This is a genomic window from Subtercola sp. PAMC28395 (assembly GCF_018889995.1).
Taxonomy (GTDB): Bacteria; Actinomycetota; Actinomycetes; order Actinomycetales; family Microbacteriaceae; genus Subtercola.
The window spans coordinates 709,898-727,425 of record NZ_CP076547.1; the positions used below are offsets into that span (position 1 = coordinate 709,898).

General features: G+C 64.7%; 14 protein-coding genes. 8 read left to right on the top strand and 6 right to left on the bottom strand.

Features of this window, described 5'->3' with window-relative positions; genetic code table 11:
• Window positions 1-73 precede the first annotated feature (73 nt).
• Genes KPL76_RS03415 through KPL76_RS03440 form a run of 6 tightly spaced genes read left to right on the top strand, consistent with a single transcriptional unit; the run spans window position 74 to window position 6,605 of the window.
• Window positions 74-2,002 (top strand): PEP-utilizing enzyme, encoded by a 1,929-nt coding sequence (locus KPL76_RS03415; RefSeq protein WP_216335127.1) that lies wholly within the window; start codon window positions 74-76, stop codon window positions 2,000-2,002.
• A 1-nt stretch (window position 2,003) separates the two neighbouring features.
• The gene (locus KPL76_RS03420) at window positions 2,004-2,762 is read left to right on the top strand and encodes an SDR family NAD(P)-dependent oxidoreductase (RefSeq protein WP_216335128.1); all 759 of its coding nucleotides are present in this window, start codon (window positions 2,004-2,006) and stop codon (window positions 2,760-2,762) included.
• 48 nt (window positions 2,763-2,810) lie between these two features.
• Window positions 2,811-3,131 (top strand): 2Fe-2S iron-sulfur cluster-binding protein, encoded by a 321-nt coding sequence (locus tag KPL76_RS03425; RefSeq protein ID WP_216335129.1) that lies wholly within the window; start codon window positions 2,811-2,813, stop codon window positions 3,129-3,131.
• Window positions 3,132-3,136: 5 nt separating this feature from the next.
• Window positions 3,137-4,441 (top strand): NAD(P)/FAD-dependent oxidoreductase, encoded by a 1,305-nt coding sequence (locus tag KPL76_RS03430; RefSeq protein ID WP_253202146.1) that lies wholly within the window; start codon window positions 3,137-3,139, stop codon window positions 4,439-4,441.
• Window positions 4,438-5,094, top strand: coding sequence for an HD domain-containing protein (locus KPL76_RS03435; RefSeq protein WP_216335130.1), 657 nt, complete (start codon window positions 4,438-4,440; stop codon window positions 5,092-5,094). Before KPL76_RS03430 ends, KPL76_RS03435 begins: the two co-directional genes overlap by 4 nt.
• Window positions 5,091-6,605: an aldehyde dehydrogenase family protein gene (locus tag KPL76_RS03440; protein WP_216335131.1), complete on the top strand. Its 1,515-nt coding sequence runs from the start codon at window positions 5,091-5,093 to the stop codon at window positions 6,603-6,605. Before KPL76_RS03435 ends, KPL76_RS03440 begins: the two co-directional genes overlap by 4 nt.
• A gap of 332 nt (window positions 6,606-6,937) precedes the next feature.
• Here the strand turns inward: KPL76_RS03440 and KPL76_RS03445 are convergent, their stop codons facing one another.
• Both KPL76_RS03445 and KPL76_RS03450 read right to left on the bottom strand, forming a co-directional pair.
• A complete protein-coding gene (locus KPL76_RS03445) occupies window positions 6,938-8,485 on the bottom strand; it encodes a DUF222 domain-containing protein (protein WP_216335132.1) in 1,548 nt (515 codons plus the stop codon).
• 88 nt (window positions 8,486-8,573) lie between these two features.
• A complete protein-coding gene (locus KPL76_RS03450) occupies window positions 8,574-9,074 on the bottom strand; it encodes a GNAT family N-acetyltransferase (protein ID WP_253202147.1) in 501 nt (166 codons plus the stop codon).
• Between the two features lie 106 nt (window positions 9,075-9,180).
• On the opposite strand from KPL76_RS03450, the gene KPL76_RS03455 reads away from it, so the two are divergent.
• Together KPL76_RS03455 and KPL76_RS03460 are read left to right on the top strand one after the other, a co-directional pair.
• On the top strand, window positions 9,181-10,209 hold the full coding sequence (locus KPL76_RS03455; protein WP_216335133.1) for a RimK family alpha-L-glutamate ligase: 1,029 nt from the start codon (window positions 9,181-9,183) through the stop codon (window positions 10,207-10,209).
• Window positions 10,206-11,267 (top strand): LLM class flavin-dependent oxidoreductase, encoded by a 1,062-nt coding sequence (locus KPL76_RS03460; protein ID WP_253202148.1) that lies wholly within the window; start codon window positions 10,206-10,208, stop codon window positions 11,265-11,267. Before KPL76_RS03455 ends, KPL76_RS03460 begins: the two co-directional genes overlap by 4 nt.
• Window positions 11,268-11,437: 170 nt before the next feature.
• Here KPL76_RS03460 and KPL76_RS03465 read toward each other — a convergent pair whose 3' ends face one another.
• The 4 genes from KPL76_RS03465 to KPL76_RS03480 all read right to left on the bottom strand — a co-directional run bounded on the left by KPL76_RS03465 (window position 11,438) and on the right by KPL76_RS03480 (window position 17,476).
• Window positions 11,438-12,304 (bottom strand): hypothetical protein, encoded by an 867-nt coding sequence (locus KPL76_RS03465; RefSeq protein ID WP_216335134.1) that lies wholly within the window; start codon window positions 12,302-12,304, stop codon window positions 11,438-11,440.
• 176 nt (window positions 12,305-12,480) lie between these two features.
• Window positions 12,481-14,829 carry a hydantoinase B/oxoprolinase family protein gene (locus KPL76_RS03470; protein ID WP_253202149.1) on the bottom strand — a complete coding sequence of 783 codons (2,349 nt, stop codon included), beginning with the start codon at window positions 14,827-14,829 and terminating at the stop codon, window positions 12,481-12,483.
• A gap of 65 nt (window positions 14,830-14,894) precedes the next feature.
• On the bottom strand, window positions 14,895-17,021 hold the full coding sequence (locus KPL76_RS03475; RefSeq protein ID WP_216335135.1) for a hydantoinase/oxoprolinase family protein: 2,127 nt from the start codon (window positions 17,019-17,021) through the stop codon (window positions 14,895-14,897).
• A complete protein-coding gene (locus KPL76_RS03480; protein ID WP_253202150.1) occupies window positions 17,018-17,476 on the bottom strand; it encodes an acetone carboxylase subunit gamma in 459 nt (152 codons plus the stop codon). Before KPL76_RS03480 ends, KPL76_RS03475 begins: the two co-directional genes overlap by 4 nt.
• Between the last annotated feature and the right edge of the window lie 52 nt (window positions 17,477-17,528).

The window sequence follows — 17,528 nt, forward strand, 5'->3', positions numbered from 1 at the left end:
CAGCATCGTTCAGAACCATCAGCATCACGATCAGCACGCAATCCCCTCACCCATCAAACAGAACGGTTGAACCATGACATCGAAGTCATTTCCCAGCCCGTACGCCCTCGAACCGGCCGCAGGAGCCGAAGACTGGCGCGGTATGTACGCCTACAACCTGATCTTCAGGGACAACCTGAAAGAGGTCGAAGAAGCCAAGTTCTGGTTCTGCGACAGCCAGCACTGGCCCACCGTCACCAAGCCGTTCGAAACGATCGGTTTCGAGTTCGCCGTCGGCGTGCTCGGGCAGTACAACACCCGGCACCTGCGCATTCCGGTGGCAAACGGTATCGAGTTCCGCATCCACAATGGCTACGTCTACATGTCGCCGGTCGCCGTGCCGCCCGAGCAGATCGAAGCCCGCGTTCCGCAGTTCCTCGAGCGTGCCGGTCACTACTTCGGCAACTGGGAGACCCTGCTCGACCAGTGGCACGGCAAGATCAAGGGCACGATCGCCGAGATGCAGGCCCTTTCGTTCGAAGCTCTGCCCGAATATGTGCCGACCGAAGACATCCTGTCGGGAAAGGGCACCGGCCCGAGCGTCGACCTGCTCGCCCAGTACGACGAACTCATCGGCCTGGCCTACCGGGCGTGGCAGTACCACTTCGAGTTCCTGAACCTCGGTTACGTCGCCTACCTCGACTTCTTCTCGTTCTGCAAAGAGGCGTTCCCCGGCATCCCCGACCTCGCTGTGGCCAAGATGGTGCAGGGCGTCGACATGGAGCTGTTCCGGCCGGATGACGAGCTGAAGAAGCTCGCCAAGCTGGCCATCGAGCTGAAACTCGATCACCTCTTCGGCAACTCCGAAGACCCCGAGGCTACCCTCGCCGGAATTCTCGCCGCTCCCGGCGGAGACATCTGGACCAACGCCTGGAAGCTCGCGCACGACCCGTGGTTCAACTTCACGGTCGGCAACGGCTTCTACGCCCACGACAAGTACTGGCTCGACCACTTCGAGATCCCGCTCGGCTACATCAACGACTACATCTCGCGCCTGAACGACGGCCAGGTCATCGACCGGCCGATCGAGGCGCTCGTCGTCGAGCGCGACCGCATCACCGACGAGTACGCCGAGCTGCTTCCCGAAGAACTCGTCGAGGGATTCCAGGGCAAACTCGGCCTCGCCCGCCAGGTCTACCCCTACGTCGAGAACCACAACTTCTACATCGAGCACTGGACCATGGGCGTCTTCTGGCGCAAGGCCCGCCAGCTGTCGAAGATGCTGCATGAACAGGGCTTCTGGGCCGGCGAGAACGACATGTTCTACCTGCGCCGCGACGAGGTGCGCGAAGTGCTGTTCGACTACATCACCGGATGGTCGGTCGGCGCCCCGCCCGTCGGGCCCACCTACTGGCCCGCCGAGATCGACAAGCGACGCGCCATTGTGGATGCCCTCTCCAAAGTCCGCCCGCAGCCCGCACTCAACACTCCCCCCGCGGTGATCACCGAACCGTTCACGCTGATGCTCTGGGGCATCACCGACGACCAGATCAAGAACTGGCAGGGAGACTCCGACGCACCAGAGGGCGAATTCCGCGGAATGGCCGCCTCCGGCGGTGTCGCAGAGGGCCCTGCCCGAGTGATCGACTCTTCAGACCAGCTCTCTCTGGTGCAGGAGGGCGACATCCTGGTCGCTCCCGTCACGGCTCCCTCGTGGGGACCGATCTTCGGCAAGATCCGCGCAACCGTCACCGACATCGGCGGCATGATGAGCCACGCGGCGATCGTCTGCCGCGAGTACGGCATGCCCGCTGTGACCGGCACCGGCACTGCATCGGCACTCATCCAGAGCGGCCAGTGGCTCCGCGTCGACGGCAACCGCGGCACGGTCACGATCATCGATGCACCTGGCCAATCGGATTTAGACAGCTCGTCCGAGGCAGAAAGCTCGTCCGAAGAAGACAGCGTGAAGCTGTCGGCAGCCGATTCAGTGGCTTCGCTGCTCGCCGAAAGCAGAAGCTGAGATGACCGAGACCCAGACCCCGGCCCGCACGGTGCTGGTCACCGGAGCGGCCGGCGGCCTGGGCCGGGCATTCGCTGAGGGGTTCGCTGCCCAGGGTGATCGCATCGTCGTCGCCGACCGCAATGTCGCCGGCGCCGAGGAGACGGCCGGGCTCATCCGCTCGGCCGGCGGCGAGGCACTTGCTGTCGAGGCCGATGTGACGAGCGCGGAATCGACGAAAGCACTAGCCGCGGCCGCCGCTGCGTTCGGAGACGGCCGCATCGACGTGGTCGTGAACAATGCGGCCATCTATGCCACGATCATCCGGTCGCCCTTCGAAGACATCGACGTCGACGAATGGGATGCCGTGATGGCCGTGAACCTCAAGGGCCCATGGCTTGTGACGCGTGCCTGCTCGCCCTACCTGGGTGCGGGCAGTGCCGTAATCAACCTCTCGTCGGCCACCGTCATGAGCGGTTCGGCTCAGTGGGCGCACTACGTGGCCTCGAAGGGCGGCGTCATCGCGCTCACCCGCGTGCTCGCCAAAGAGCTCGGTGCCCGCGAGATCACGGTGAACGCCATCGCTCCCGGCTTCACGCTCACCGAAGCGAGTCTCGGGCTGATCGACAACGCAGCGAGCTATGGCGTTGACCGCGGCTCACTCAAACGCGCCAGCGAACCCGCCGACATCGTGGGCGCTGCGCTCTTTCTCGCTGGCCCCGGCAGCAGGTACATCACCGGCCAGACCCTCGTGGTCGACGGTGGCCGGCAGTTCATCTGAGCCTGCCGCGGCCAGCCCACTCACACTGACAAGAAAGCCTGACACACCATGCCCACAGTGACCTACACCGCCCCCGACGGCACGGCAACGACCGCCAGCGGCGAGGCCGGGGACTCCGTCATGGAGACCGCCGTGCGCAACGGCGTACCCGGAATCGTCGGCGAGTGCGGCGGCAGCCTCTCGTGCGCCACCTGCCACGTCTTCGTCTGCCCCGAGAGCGCTGCCTTCTTCGGCGAGCGCGAAGACCTCGAGGACGACATGCTCGACGGAACCGCCGTCGACAGGCAGGAGAACTCACGCCTGTCGTGCCAGCTCAAACTCAGCGCCGGGCACGACGTCTTCGTCAGAACCCCCGAAAGCCAGGTGTGACGACCATGCCCGATTCGGCCCCCTACACCGGAGCGGCTGGCTCAGCCGGCACGCTCATCATCGGCAATTCGCAGGCGGGAGTGCAGCTCGCCTCGACGCTTCGCGAACTCGGAGACACCGAACCCATCGTCCTGGTGGGCAACGAAGCGCACCCTCCCTACCAGCGGCCGCCCCTGTCGAAGGCCTTTCTCAAGGGAGACGCCACGGCCCAGTCGCTCGCGTTCCGCAGCGACGAGTTCTACCGCGAGCACAGCATCGAGGTGGTCACCGGCGAACACATCACCTCCATCACCCGTGACGCTTTCGGCGGCGAGGCGATTTCAGCATCCGGTCGGCGCTTTCCGTTCGCCCGCCTGGCGCTCACCACGGGCGCCGCCCCACGCAAACTGCCCTTCGCGGGCTCCGATCTTCGCGGGGTCGGCTACCTGCGCGACGCGGCCGACGCCACTCGGCTGCTCGCCGAACTGGCTGCCGCCACCAACGTCGCAATCGTGGGCGGCGGGTTCATCGGCCTCGAGGTCGCTGCCTCTGCTCGTGCCTCCGGCAAGAACGTCACCGTCTTCGAAGCCGCCCCCCGGCTCATCGGGCGTGCGGTGTCAGAGGAGACCAGCGCCTTCTATCTCGGTGCGCACGAGCGTCGCGGCATCACCGTTGTACTGAACGCCCGGGTCGCGGGTTTCGTCGGCGATGGCGGCCCCGACTCCCAGCCCGGCGCTGTCACAGGCGTGCGACTGGATGACGGCACCATCGTTCCCGCAGAAGTGGTTCTGATCGGGGTCGGGGTCATCCCCCGCACCGAACTCGCCGAGCAGCTCGGGCTCGCCGTCGACAACGGGATCGTCGTCGACTCCCAGGCACGGGCATCCGACGGCTTCACCGTCGCGGCGGGAGACTGCGCCAACATGCCGAACCCTTCGCGCGCAGACGCTGGCACCGACTTCGGTGATGGCCGCCTGCGGCTCGAAAGCGTGCAGAATGCCGTCGAGCAGGCCAAAGTGGCTGCAGCCACCCTGTTGGGGCTCGAGAGCACGCACCATATGGTGCCGTGGTTCTGGTCTGACCAAGCCGACCTCAAGTTACAGATCGCCGGGCTCTCCGGCAGCCACGACCGGGTGATCGTGCGTGGCAACCCGCACGACGAGAAGTTCTCGGTGCTCTACTACCGTGGCGAGCAGCTCATCGCCGCCGATTGTGTGAACAGCCCGCTCGACTTCATGGCCGTGCGAAATGCCCTCAATCACGACCAGTCGATCCCGGCAGACCTCGCCGCTGATTCCACCAACTCCCTGAAGAAAGTGACGACGCCATGACGCTCAAGACCCTGAATTCCGTCGACACCTCGCCCATCGTCGCCAGCGACCCCTCTACAGACCTCGACGAGCTGTGGCGTTCGGTGGCGGTCGAGCTCCGCACCCGTGGGAACGACATCCACACTCCGATCTCGCTGGCGTACGCCGAACGGCTCTGCGATGCACACCCCGAAGCCGACAGGCTGCTCGTGCGTGTGACGATTCTGCTGCACGACACGGGCTGGGCCCGGGTCGACGAGAGCAAGATCATCTCCGAAGGTTTCGGCGAGAACTGGAAGCAGGCGCAGATCCGGTACGAACACGAGTTCAAGGGCTGCGACATCGCCAGGGAGGTACTCCCGGGTCTCGGGTTCGACGACGACTTCGTCCAGCGGGTCACAGCCATCATTGAGGGCCACGACACTCGCGCCGAGTCGTATTCAATCGAAGACACCCTCGTTCGGGACGCCGACAGGCTCTGGCGATTCACGACCGCAGGCATTGCGTTGGCGTCGGGCTGGTTCTTCCAGACGCCCACTGAGTACTGCCAGCGACTGCGGAAGATCGTCATTCCCGAGCTGATCACCGATGCTGCGCTGCAGATGGCGACCGAAGAACTGCAACGGTCTGAAGCCCTGTTGAAGACCGACATCTTCTCATCGGCGACACGATGACCGGCCACGGGGTCGCAACCGCTCCGGCGAGCCCATCCGGCGCGGCCGCGCCCGCACTCGCCTATACCCACACCGACGACCTCTTCATCGACGGCGCCTGGGTCCAGGCCTCCGGCACCGAACGCATCGATGTCACCAACCCCGCCACCGAAGAGGTGTGGGGTTCGGTACCCGTCGCCTCAACGGCCGACCTCGATGCCACTGTCACTGCGGCGCATCGCGCCTTCACCAGTCCGGGGTGGCGTGACCTGGCTCCTTCCGAGCGCGCTGCGTTCCTGCTGCGTTTCGCTGACGAGATAGAACTCCGAGCGGTTGCGCTCTCGCACCTCAACACGGCAGAGAACGGCTCGCCCATCGCGGAGACGTCGAAGGCAGCCGCCAACGCCGCGAGCATCCTGCGCTACAACGCCTCGCTCGCCCCGCATCTCGAGCATGTGGATGTTCGCCCCTTCGCCGACGGCAGTGGCGCCAGCACGCTCGTGCGGTACGACCCCATCGGCGTCTGCGCCCTCATCGCACCCTGGAACTTCCCGATCAACCTCGTCGTTGTCAAGCTCGCGCCGGCGCTGATGGCCGGTTGCACTGTCGTGATCAAGCCTGCCTCGCCCACCCCTCTGTCGATCCGCGTGATCGTCGACGCCGCTGCGGCCGCAGGTATTCCTGCGGGAGTGATCAACGTCATCACGGGCAACGGGGCCCTCGGCGATGCGTTGGTCAAGCATCCACTCATCTCGAAGGTCGCCTTCACCGGCTCGACCCCGGTGGGCCGCTCGATCGCTTCGGCCTGTGGCGCACTGCTTCGGCCCGTGACGCTCGAGCTCGGGGGCAAGTCGTCTGCCCTGGTGCTGCCCGACGTCGACCTCGACGCCATGGCGAAGGTGCTCATTCGCACCAGCATGCGCAACACCGGGCAGACCTGTTACATCTCCACGCGCATCCTCGCGCCGGTCGAACGGTATGACGAACTCGTCGACATGGTCACGGCCACCATCGAGGCTGCTCCTCAGGGCGACCCGATGGATGCGGCCACCGTCTTCGGCCCCTCCGCGTCGGCCGCACAGCGTGACATCGTGCGCGGCTACATCCGTTCGGGCCTCGCAGAAGGTGCCCGCGCGACCACCGGCGGAGACGTGCCTTCCGGCTTCGACCGCGGCTACTTCGTCAAGCCCACGGTCTTCGCCGACGTGATGCCGACCATGCGCATCTCGCGCGAAGAGATCTTCGGCCCGGTGCTCGCGATCCTGCCGTATTCCGGGCTCGAAGAGGGCCTTGCGCTTGCGAACAACACCGAGTTCGGGCTGGGTGGCACGGTCTTCTCTGCTGACGTCGAGCACGCCCTCGCGGTTGCCGCGCGGGTGGATTCGGGCTCTGTGGGCATCAACTTCTTCGCCTCGAACCACTCTGCACCCTTCGGCGGGCGGCACGACTCCGGACTCGGGGTGGAATACAGCGTCGAGGGCCTCCACGCGTACCTCACTGCGCAGTCCGTGCACTTCCGCCGGCCCGCCTAAAGCTGTGCTGTCAGAAGGGCGCATCGGTCGGTTCGGTCGCGCGGGCCGGTTCGGTCACGACAGCCGGTTCGGTGTTTCTGGCGGGTGTGGTGGTGTAGTCGTGGCCGAGGGGTGAGGTCCAGTGCAGGGTTCGGTTTTGGTCGGCTCTGACTTTCCATCGGGTTTCGTGTTTGAGGTGGTGATGTTTCGGGCACAGATGCGCCAGGTTCGCCGCCGCGGTCTGGCCGCCGGCCGCCCAGTCGTGGGTGTGGTCGAGTTCGCAACGGTGTGCCGCTGCCGCGCAGCCCGGGAACCGGCACGTCTGGTCATCGATCTGCAGGGCGGTTCGAAGATCAGCGGGCGGCCGGTATCGTTGCCGGCCCACAGATAGTGTCGCCCCGGTCTCGGGGTGCGTCAAAAGCCGGATGTAAGGACGGCGCGTGCCGGGCTAGCTCCCGGGCGGTCTCGGCATCGATCGGACCATAACCGGAAAGATCCCCGGGCTCGTCAGTGTGCCCGAGCAGCGTCATCACGGGCACCGTCACGATCACCGTCGGACGCACCCCCCGACCCACCAACCGTGCCGCCGGACCGGGCGGAGGCCAGGTCGACGCCGTCGCGTCAACACCGACGCCGTCGCCTGCGAACCCGCCAGTGTCGCACGCCCGAGTATCAGCACCCTGCGTCTCAGCACCCTGCGTCTCAGCACCCTGCGTCTCAGCACCCTGCGTGTCAGCACCCTGAGTGTCAGCACCTTGAGTGTCGGCACCGTGCGCGCCCAGATGCCCTGTACACATATCGTCTGCACGCTGATCGTGGCCGAGCTCAATTGTGCCCAAATCCGGGGTGGTACGTTTCGCGTTTGTCGCGGGCGGGTGGATGTTACGGGAGCACGCGTGGCCTGGGTCGCCCAGTACGGTGGGCGAGTTGAGGGTGGCCGAGTCGAGGATGAGGTCGGTGAGCACGTCGGAACGCAACTGTGCGTGGGTGCGCGTCTCTTCGGGCGATTTCAGGCCCCGGGCGAGGGCGTCGACGCTCTCATCGATCTGCACCGCGACCGCCGCGGGGAGGTAGTGCGTCAGCCACGCCATACCGTCACGGGCCGGCTCGAACCGCACACACCTGTCGCCGGCCGCTTTCACCCGCCGGGCGACCATCGACTCCGGGTGGAGGCGCTCCCGAAGCTTTCTGGCCTTCACCCCGAACTGCGCCGCCGTCGAGGACACCGCCGACGGTAACGCTGCACCCTCGAACGTCAGCCTTGCCTCCTCGGGCAACGACTGGGCATTGTCGACCATGACCTGAACATGCCGGTAACTGATGAACCCGCCATGCAACGCCTGGAACGTCGATGGCAACCCCGAACACAACGCCTCGCTCTCAGTCAGCAGCCGGTGCACACTCGCCTCCGGGACCCGCAACGCGCACCCCAACTCCGCAACGAGAGACCGCAGCCCCAGGCTGTCACGCTGCGACCGAGTACCGGTCTCGAGAACCGACGCCGTCAATACCAACTCCTCCGCAGCGAGAGCGAGCCGGCAGGTCTCCTCGACCAGACGCGCCCGACGCGCCATCAGCGCCGAGATATCCGCCTCGACCTCGACCACCGCCTCCACCGCCCGACTCACCCCATCACGAAGGACCGCAAACGACGAACGAGAACCAGAGGATTGAGAAGAAGAAGAAGCACCCACCCCATGGCGTTCCGCACCACCAGAACCCCGAGCATCCACCGATTCAGGCTCAGGCTCAGCGAACATCACTGCCTCGGCAGCCTTCTCCGCGGTCACCGATGCGAACAGTGCCTCATCACGAACCATGCCCGAATACACCTCAGACAGAAGCGCCTCCACAGCCGCGCTGCGAGGGAACACCTCGACCAGATTCGAATCAATGAGCATACATCAATACTACACTGTCGAAGATATGTTCGACAAGCTCGGCAATGACCACAAGGCAAGCCGAGGGTTTCGATACGACGCTGCGCGCCTACTCAACCAGCGACGCAGCGAAGACCAGCTGCTGGAGCCTGCCTTTCACGACCTCTTTCTCAAGCACCAGCCCACACTTCAGTGCGACCCGCTGCGATTCCATGTTGGCCGGGTTGATGATGGCAATCACTCGCGAGATACCCCGAGCACGTGCGAACTCCAGGCACGCAAGGGCGGCCTCTGTCGCATAACCCACCCCCTGGGCATCCCGACGAACGTGGTACCCGACCTCCACTTGCTCGACTCCGTCGACCGTCTGCATGGTCAGGCCGCAATCGCCCACAAACTCCCCGGCGATCGTCTCGACGAGCCAGAGCCCGAATCCGAATTCGGCATAGTTGCGCGTGTTCCAGTCGATCCAGGCCTGCGCCTCGCTGCGGCTCTTCACGGCGGGGTAGTACCGCATGACGTCTGCATCACCCAGCAGGGACTCCATCTCCGGAAGGTCTGCGTCAACCATCTGGCGAAGCCGCAGTCGACGGGTTTCGATGATGCTCACACCCTCAAGCCTAGAAGCGTGGATGCTCGGGGGCCCGAGAGCCGGATTCTTACGCCCGGCAACAGCCGATCATCCATCGCCTTCGTGCTGCCCGTACGCTTGAAGGATGACTGACAGCGCGCGCGTCTACATCATCCACGAGAACCCGGAGTGGCTGCCGCCACTGCGCGCGGCCTTCGAGGCTGAGGGTGTGCCGTTTGACGAGATCGTGCTGACCGAGGGCGCGATCGACCTCGACGGCGAGCCCGCGCCTGGCGTGTACTGGTCGCGAATGAGCGCCTCGTCGCACACCCGGGGCCATGAGCACTCGAAAGACTATGCACGGGCACTGCTGTCGTGGCTCGAGGGTTCGGGCATCCGGGTTGTGAACGGTCGCTCGGTGATCGACCTCGAGGTGAGCAAGGTCGAGCAGCACCGCGCCCTGGCGACGGCAGGGTTCGACGTGCCGCGTACAGCCGCCGTCTTCGGCCGGCAGGGCCTCAAACAGAAGGCTCGCGAGTTCGACGCACCCTTCATCACCAAGCACAACCAGGGCGGCAAGGGCCTGGGGGTTCGGCGCTTCGACTCGCACGCCGAATTCGACAGCCACGTCGACTCGCCCCTGTTCGAAGAATCTCCCGACGGCATCACGCTCATCCAGGAGTACCTCGTGGCGGCCGAGCCGTTCGTCACCCGCGTCGAGTTCGTGGGCGGGCGATACCTCTACGCCGTGAAGGTCGACATCTCGTCCGGCAGCTTCGAATTGTGCCCCGCCGATGCGTGCGCCGTCGATCTGGATGCCCTGTCGACCGATACCCAGAGTCCCTTCGACGGCTCAGCGGATGCTGCACCCCCCGCCCCCGCAACGCCGCCGTTCTCCCTCCGACCCGGTTTCGACGACGACCCCCTGATCGCACGCTACGAGAACTTTCTCGCAACCGCAGGCGTCGAGATCGCCGGGATCGAGTTCATCGAGACCGCCGACGGGCGCCGGGTCACCTACGACGTCAACACGAACACGAACTACAACCCCGACGTCGAGGCAGCCTCGGCCGTCTCTGGCCCCCGCGAGATCGCCCGGTTCCTCGGCTCGCTGCTCGACGAACAGAACGCCGCCGAATCGAGCGCGACACGTCTCCAGGCGCACCCCGCATGATGCGCTTCGGCTACTGGACCCCCATCTTCGGCGGCTGGCTGCGCAATGTCGACGACGAGCAGACCCCCGCGACGTTCGAGCACCTGAAGTCCATCGCCCAGACCGCCGAGCAGGTCGGTTTCGACCTCACCCTCATCGCCGAGCTCAACCTGAACGACATCAAGGGCCAGGATGCGCCGAGCTTCGATGCCTGGGAGCTCGCCGCCGCGATCGGCGCCGTCACGAAGACGCAGGAGATCATGCTGGCCGTGCGGCCGGGCTACCACCTTCCCGCGCTGGCCGCGAAGAAGGCGGCCACCCTCGACGAGATCAGCGGGGGCAGGCTCACCCTGAACGTCGTCTCGGCCTGGTGGGCAGAGGAGGCCCGGCAGTACGGCGGCATCTTCTCCGAGCACGACGACCGCTACCGCCGCAGCGAGGAGTTCGTCGACGTTCTGCGGGGGCTCTGGAGCCAGACGCCGTTCAGCTACACCGGCGACTACTACCAGCTCGACGGCACACACCTGCAGCCGAAGCCCCGTGTTACCCCGCGCATCTACGCCGGCGGTGAGAGCGAGGCCGGCCGGGCATCCATCGCCGGGTTCGCCGACGCCTACGTCACCCACGGCGGCACCCCCGACGAGCTGCGCACGAAGATCGCCGACATGACCGCCCGGCGCAAAGCCACTGGCCTTGCCCCCTTCGCCGATTTCGGCATGGCGGCCTTCGCCATCGTGCGCGACAACGAAGTGGATGCCCGGCAGGAGCTCGAGCGCATCACCGACGTCAAGCACGGGGCCGCCTACGAGTCGTACCAGGACTTCGTCAGCAAGTCGCAGCTCGACACCGTGGTCGATCTGCGGGACTACTCGGTGTCGAACCGGGGGCTGCGACCCGATCTCGTGGGCACCCCCGAGGTCGTCGCCCGGCGCATCATGGAGTTCTCGCGCGCTGGAGTCGGTATTCTGCTGCTGCAGTTCTCGCCGCACCTGGCCGAGATGGAGCGCTTCGCCCGCGACGTGATCCCGCTCGTGCGTGAGCTCGAGGCTGCCGAAGCATCGATACCCACCGCACGCTGACCCACGGCCGCGCTGCCGAGTGCGCGCAAACGTCCCGATAGGAGGCGCATTGGGGACGTTCGGCCGCACTCACCACGCCAGGCTCAGCCAACCCCAACGGCGGGTGCGCGCAAACGTCCCGAGGACGGGCGGTTTCGGGACGATTGGCCGCACTCGAGCCGAGGGGGCACTCACACCGGGTGTCTGCCCAGCGCTGCCATTCGGCGCAGCACCGTCTCGGGCACGGCCGAAGGCGGGATCTCCCCGACCAGGAGGAGACCGGCTTCGGATTCGGTGCCGGCCACATCGCGGCCACAATCCGACGCGTCATCATCACCCAACCAGAATTCCTGCCCGATGACAGCCCCGGTCTCCGGCCCGCGAAATTCGACCCGGTCGATGCTCCGCAAGCCCAGGCCCCAGCCGTAGTGGTCGGAGACGTTGGCGATCGGCGTGTAGGCGGCCAAGGGCACCGCGGCTGATGGCCCGGGTGCAGGCACGATCCCGGCCCCGGGCATCCTGTCGTCGAGAATGACGCCGGCAATCGGTAGTGCGGAGAACGCGCGGAGCCAGTCGGCCACATACATCGAAGCGTTCTCTGCGTCGTCTGCATCGACCGAGACCTCCCCCGACGCCGACGAGAATCCGTGCGTGAGCAGCAGCCACTTTATCGGAGAGGGCACGACCACGACAACGGGCTCGCGCTGCATCTTCGCGAAGATGGATGCCAGAGCTGTCGATCGCTCTGCCAGCGAGGCATCTGCTAGAAGGGTACGCAGCGCGAACCCGGTGCGCGATCTGGCTGACATGGCCAGCTTCAGTGCTGCGTCATGCTGCAGCACGTAGTCGACGAAACGATCGAGTGACAGCAGGGCGACATCTGGTTTCAGCAGGGCCTGCGCCTGGCTGAAGAAGTTGGAATAGGCCATCGGTTCCTCCCACGGCACCGCCTTACCCTGGAGGAGCACCGCTTGGGCGTAGTCGTGGGAGTCGAGCAGAACGGCGTGCGGGCGGCCAGAAGGCGGCGCCGAAATCAATGAGGCGAGTGAAGTGACCACGGTGTTCTCCTTTGAGTTGCGCACATTGCCCAGCACTGCGCACGATGCGCGGCATGGGAATGTGCGCTGGATGGTCTGCGCAGTTTTTGGTACTCAATCGATGTGAGGCGACACAGCCCTCCGGGTTCGCCGCAGAGGGCTGTGTCGCGTCAGGTCGAAGCGATGGAAGAACGGCCCTAGGACTTGTGCACGACGGTCTCTCCGTACTTCTCCTCCAACTCACGAACACGAGCCTCGAGTACACCGATCTTCAGCACTCGACGGTCTGGCACCATGATGAGCGGCAGGTCTTCGAGCTTGGCTTTGACCCGTTCGGGCTCGAGTTTGCCCCAGTGCGTGGCAAGGAGTTCCTCGTCGTTGTCCTGCCCCCACGACCCGTAGTAGAGCAGCTCCGCCGGCGGCTCGTCCTTCACGAAGCCGGCGACGAACTCGGCATAGGGAGTGCCGCGCCTGATGCGATCGGCGCGGATCTGTGCACGCAGCTCGATGGTCGCCTGCTCGTGCACGACATAGGTCTCCGGCTCCCAGACGACGCCGTAGATGTCGGTGGCGACCTGGGCCGAGATGCGGTCGAGCTCGAGATCGGTCACCACGAGTTCCGGGTCGCGCTCCAGCACATCGCCATAACCGCCACCCGCGCCCTGGGCGATCATGTACAGCTCGCCCTCCTTCGCCACGTCGAACTGCAGGCCCATGTGGGCGGACTGGTAGTCGCCACCCTCGTAGGGCTGCTCGTTCATCACCCGTTCCATCGAGAGGTCGAACTGCGACGGATCCTTCTGGATGATGTCGTAGATGTTGATGCCCTTCACCATCGCGAGCGGGTAGACCGGGCATCCATAACCACCGAACATGCCGGGCACCGAGGAGAACTTCGAGCCCGAGGTGACCGTCATGAAGCCCCAGCTGGGCGTACCCCGCGAGGCCACGATCATCTCGTAGCCCATACCGCCACGGAACTTACCGAAGCCCTGGTTGTCGCGGACGAGCCGCTTCGAGACGAGTTGGAGGAACGGCACCTCCTCTTCCATGACCTCTTGCTCTCCGATGTCGGCCATGGCGCAGAACAGAGGTGCGACGGCGTCTTCTCCGTCGCGGAAGGCCTTCGCTCCCCCGCCCATCCCGTTCAGGTCTGCGCAGAGGTTGCCGACCTGCTCGCCGTTCTGAGTCGTACCGCCCCAGAGGAAGTCGTTGATCTGGTTGAACCAGGGCGCGACCACGTTCGAGTACTTCTGCGGAGACGAGAACTGCATCTTTGCAAACGCGGTCTGAAGCGCCGAGAACCCCCGGAAGGAGGCCTGAAGAGACTGGCCGACAGGGGCGTCGTAGCCCGCGTCTGCCCAGGAATGCTCCTCGGTGATGACCTCGATCGGCGAGAGCGCGCCCGTGGATCGCGGCAGGTCGGGCCACCAGTACGAGAGGATCGCCTGTGCCATGAACGACTTCGTCGAGGCGAGCGGCGAATTGATGGCCCTGTTGAGGATCTCGGGGCCCGTGCCGGTGAGGTCCACGATCATCCGTTCGCCCTTGATCGTGATCTTGCAGGCGAATTTGATCAGGATGTTCTCTTTGAGGGTGGAGTCGACGAACTGGTTGAAGGTGACGGTGCCGTCGGGCAGTTCACCGATCCGGCGTCGCACCTCGGTCTCGACATCTTCGATGGTGATACGCAGAGAAGCGACGAACGTCTCCTGGCCCACCTCGTCGATCAGGCGGTCCACGGTGTCCATGATGCGCTTGACGGCGCCCATCTTCACCTTGATGTCAGCGAGCATGAGCTTGGGGTCGCGGGTCGAGTGCTGCAGGAACGTCAGCAGGTCACGTCGCAGGTGGCCCTTCTCCACGATCTTGATCGGAGAGGCACGAAGCCCATCGTCGAACGGTGTCTCAGAACCGGAAGGCATACCTCCTGGTTCGCAGGCACCGTTCTCACCCTCGTGGATCGTTGCGCCGACCCACGCGATGATGATGCCACCCCGGATGACCGGCACGAGCATCGACTGGTCGGTGTTGTGCACCATCCCGAATCGCGAATCGTTGTGGAAGAAGCCATCGCCCTCGTTGATACCGACGGTCGGTTCGTCTTTCCAGTTCTTCATGATGTAGCGGATCGGGTGATGGAGCACGGCCGAGAAGGCGATGACGCCCCGGTTCGACAGGTACGTCACATCTCCTTCGGCGGTGTAGACCGCGCACGAGAGGTCGGCCCACTTCGCCCCCGGTGCTGCGCCCATGCTCTCGCACATCTCGAACGCTTCGTCGAGTGCGCCCGCAAGTCGCTTGCGAATACGATCGATCTCGATGGGGTCGATGCCGTTCTTGATGCATTCCTCTTCATATGCCGTTCGCGGCATGATCTCATGGTGCCGCATGATCGCCGGGTCTGGGCCGAGGAAGAGCGTGGTCTCGTCCATGAACTTGTCGACCCACTGCTGCTCCTGATCGGTCAGCTCCTGCGTGTCGTCGGCGTTCGTCTTGTCTTTGTCGCCTTCGGTTGTTCCGAACGCGTTGCTTGTCATCGTCATGGTTCTCTAGCTCCTTTGCTTGAGGGGTGTAGTAGTGGTCTCGTTCGTGCAGACGGTTGCGGGGATCATGAGCTCAGCAACCACACCGCGCCTTGCACGGTCGGCTCCAGACGCCACCCCGGCTCCACCAGGTAGGTCGTGTTCTCCGTCGTGACGATCGCCGGGCCGTGGATGACATATTCGTGATGAATGGCATCGGCGTCGTAGACGGGCGTATCGACGGCACCGCTCACCCCGGTGAAGTGCACGGGGCGACTCGACACTGGCGCCGGCTGCTTCTTCTCCCCTCCCGCGTGGATGGGATCGAACTTCACCACTTCGCCCTCGATGAACGAGGCGACACGGATCGTCTGCACCCGGATACCCGCTTCTGGCGCCTGGGTTCCCTCGCCATACCTGTCCCCGAAGATCTCGGAGAAGGTCTTGATCAGGTGGAGAACGTCGGCGACCCCGTTGACCCTGTTGATGTCGAACGCGACAGCCGTTGTCACCAGCTGGTTGCCGTAGCGCATATCCATCTCGAGCCGGTATCGAACGTCGGCCCTGTCGTAGCCCTGGCGGATCAGGTCTTCAGCACCCTTGGCCTCGAGTTCTTCGATGTAGCGATTCATGACCTTGTAGGTGCTGTAGAGGCTGCGCTTCAAGGGCTCGTAGAGCACGACGTAGGCACTGCGCTCGTGGATGTGCAGGGGCTGCATGTTGCCGGCTCCCAGGGCCGAGAACACCGAAGCGAACGGGGGGAACAAGATCTTGCTGATCCCGGCGCTCGCCGCGATACCGCAGGCGTGCAGCGGGCCGTTTCCGCCGTAGGCGAGCATCGTGTAGTCCTCGATCAGGCCACCGCGCGAACGCAGCTCCTTTTCTATGCCGATGGCCATCTGCTCGTCGACGGTCTTCTTGATGACCTTCGCAACCTCGATGGCGTCCATGTCGAGTTCATCCGAGAGTGTCTCGTCGATCACGTAGATCGAACGCTTCTTGTTGAGTTTGATGTGGCCGTTGGCATAGTTCTCGGGGTCGAGGTAGCCCAGCACCAGGTCTGCGTCGGTGACTGTCGGCCGCAGTCCGCCACGGTCGTAACAGGCAGGGCCGGGGTCAGATCCGGCCGACTCCGGCCCGATCTGGATGGCGTGGTGGATGCGGTTGTAAGCCGCGATCGAGCCTCCGCCGGCGCCGAGCGTGTTGAGGTGGATCATCGGGGCCGAGACCATCCAGCGACCGATGGTCGGCTGGAAGTCATAGTGCCGCACACCTCCTTCTGGCACGAGACCGATATCGAACGAGGTTCCTCCCATGTCCATCGACACGACGTCGCCAAGACCCGTCGACTCCGAGAGGTGCTGGGCCGCCCCCACGCCGGCGATGGGGCCGGAGTGGATGGTCTGCAGGGCATCCGTCGAATTGGGCTGTGCCATACCACCCGAGTTGTGAATCACGAGCATGGGCTTCTCATAGCCCGAGTCCCGCAGATTGTTCGAGAGCTGGTTGAGTGCGTGGAACATCGTCTCGTGCAGGAACGCGTCGACGATCGTGGCCATTGCCCGAACGTATTCACCCTTGCGCCCAGAGACCTGACTGCTGAGAAGAACGGGTATCGATCCGAGTTCGTGGGTGGGGTATTCGTCGAGAATGATCTCGAGAATGCGGTCTTCGTGCACCGAGTTCTCTGTGGCGTTGGTCAGCGCGACGACGATCGCCTCTGCCCCGCCGTCGACCAGCTCACGCACCTGGGCCCTGACGTCGTCGTACATCAACGGCACCAGCACCTCGCCGACCGAGTCGATGCGCTCTTTGACCGAGCGGATGAGTTGCCGCGGCACCAGAGGATCGGGCCGCTGGGCGTCGGGCATGTCGCCCTGCTTCACACCGTCGAGCCCCTCGCCGTAGCCTCGGCCGCGCGACAGCGGGATCGTGTCTTCGAACCCATGCGTCACGATGGCGGCGACCCGCGGGCCCTTGCCCTCGATCAGCGCGTTCGTGCCGAGTGTCGTCGCGTAGCGAACGGAGTCGACCTGTTTGAGCGCGACATCACGAGTGACGCCTGCCCGCTCGCACGCACGGTCCAGAGCCTCATTGAACCCGAGGGCGAGGTTGTGGTGGGTGGTCAGCGCCTTCGATTCGATGTACAGGTCGTCCCACACGAAGAAGCAGTCACTGAAAGTGCCGCCGATGTCGACAGAGATGCGTTTCATGATCGATTACCTGCTTCGCGGTGAAGGTGACCCGAGTGCGGGGCCGTGCTGACAGCGTCGAATCGCGCACTCAGGTCGGTGACGGCGTTCTCGCCGGGGCCGTAGTTCACGACCTCCTCGGGGTTCAGCCCGCTTGCTTCCCACTTCTCGCGAAGTGAATCGATGTCCCACAGCATGTCGACGGTCGGTGGATGACCGGGCGGCAGGTACTCTGCCTCGATCTGTGTGCCGCACGTCGGGCAGTAGAACTCCAGGATCCGGCAGAACGCCGGGTCGGGTGAGAAGGTGAATTCGTACTTCTCCGGATCGATGATGGGTGGGTGGATCTCTCGGGGATCGCGGTCGTACACCAGCGTCCCCTCCTTGTAGTTGCCTCGGGCATCGCCGAAGTCGTTGCCGCAGACGCGGCAGAGCCATCTCTCTGTGTCGAGGTCGATGAAGAGGTATTCGGTCATGGGAACACGCATTGTTTTCAGTGCCTTTCGTGCAGGATCACGGTGGGGTGGG

Excerpts from the sequence above, each read along its gene's own strand:
- KPL76_RS03415 (WP_216335127.1), top strand. The coding sequence starts at position 74 with ATGACATCGAAGTCATTTCCCAGCCCGTACGCCCTCGAACCGGCCGCA.
- KPL76_RS03420 (WP_216335128.1), top strand. The coding sequence starts at position 2,004 with ATGACCGAGACCCAGACCCCGGCCCGCACGGTGCTGGTCACCGGAGCG.
- KPL76_RS03425 (WP_216335129.1), top strand. The coding sequence starts at position 2,811 with ATGCCCACAGTGACCTACACCGCCCCCGACGGCACGGCAACGACCGCC.
- KPL76_RS03430 (WP_253202146.1), top strand. The coding sequence starts at position 3,137 with ATGCCCGATTCGGCCCCCTACACCGGAGCGGCTGGCTCAGCCGGCACG.
- KPL76_RS03435 (WP_216335130.1), top strand. The coding sequence starts at position 4,438 with ATGACGCTCAAGACCCTGAATTCCGTCGACACCTCGCCCATCGTCGCC.
- KPL76_RS03440 (WP_216335131.1), top strand. The coding sequence starts at position 5,091 with ATGACCGGCCACGGGGTCGCAACCGCTCCGGCGAGCCCATCCGGCGCG.
- KPL76_RS03445 (WP_216335132.1), bottom strand. The coding sequence starts at position 8,485 with ATGCTCATTGATTCGAATCTGGTCGAGGTGTTCCCTCGCAGCGCGGCT.
- KPL76_RS03455 (WP_216335133.1), top strand. The coding sequence starts at position 9,181 with ATGACTGACAGCGCGCGCGTCTACATCATCCACGAGAACCCGGAGTGG.
- KPL76_RS03460 (WP_253202148.1), top strand. The coding sequence starts at position 10,206 with ATGATGCGCTTCGGCTACTGGACCCCCATCTTCGGCGGCTGGCTGCGC.
- KPL76_RS03470 (WP_253202149.1), bottom strand. The coding sequence starts at position 14,829 with ATGACGATGACAAGCAACGCGTTCGGAACAACCGAAGGCGACAAAGAC.
- KPL76_RS03475 (WP_216335135.1), bottom strand. The coding sequence starts at position 17,021 with ATGAAACGCATCTCTGTCGACATCGGCGGCACTTTCAGTGACTGCTTC.
- KPL76_RS03480 (WP_253202150.1), bottom strand. The coding sequence starts at position 17,476 with ATGACCGAATACCTCTTCATCGACCTCGACACAGAGAGATGGCTCTGC.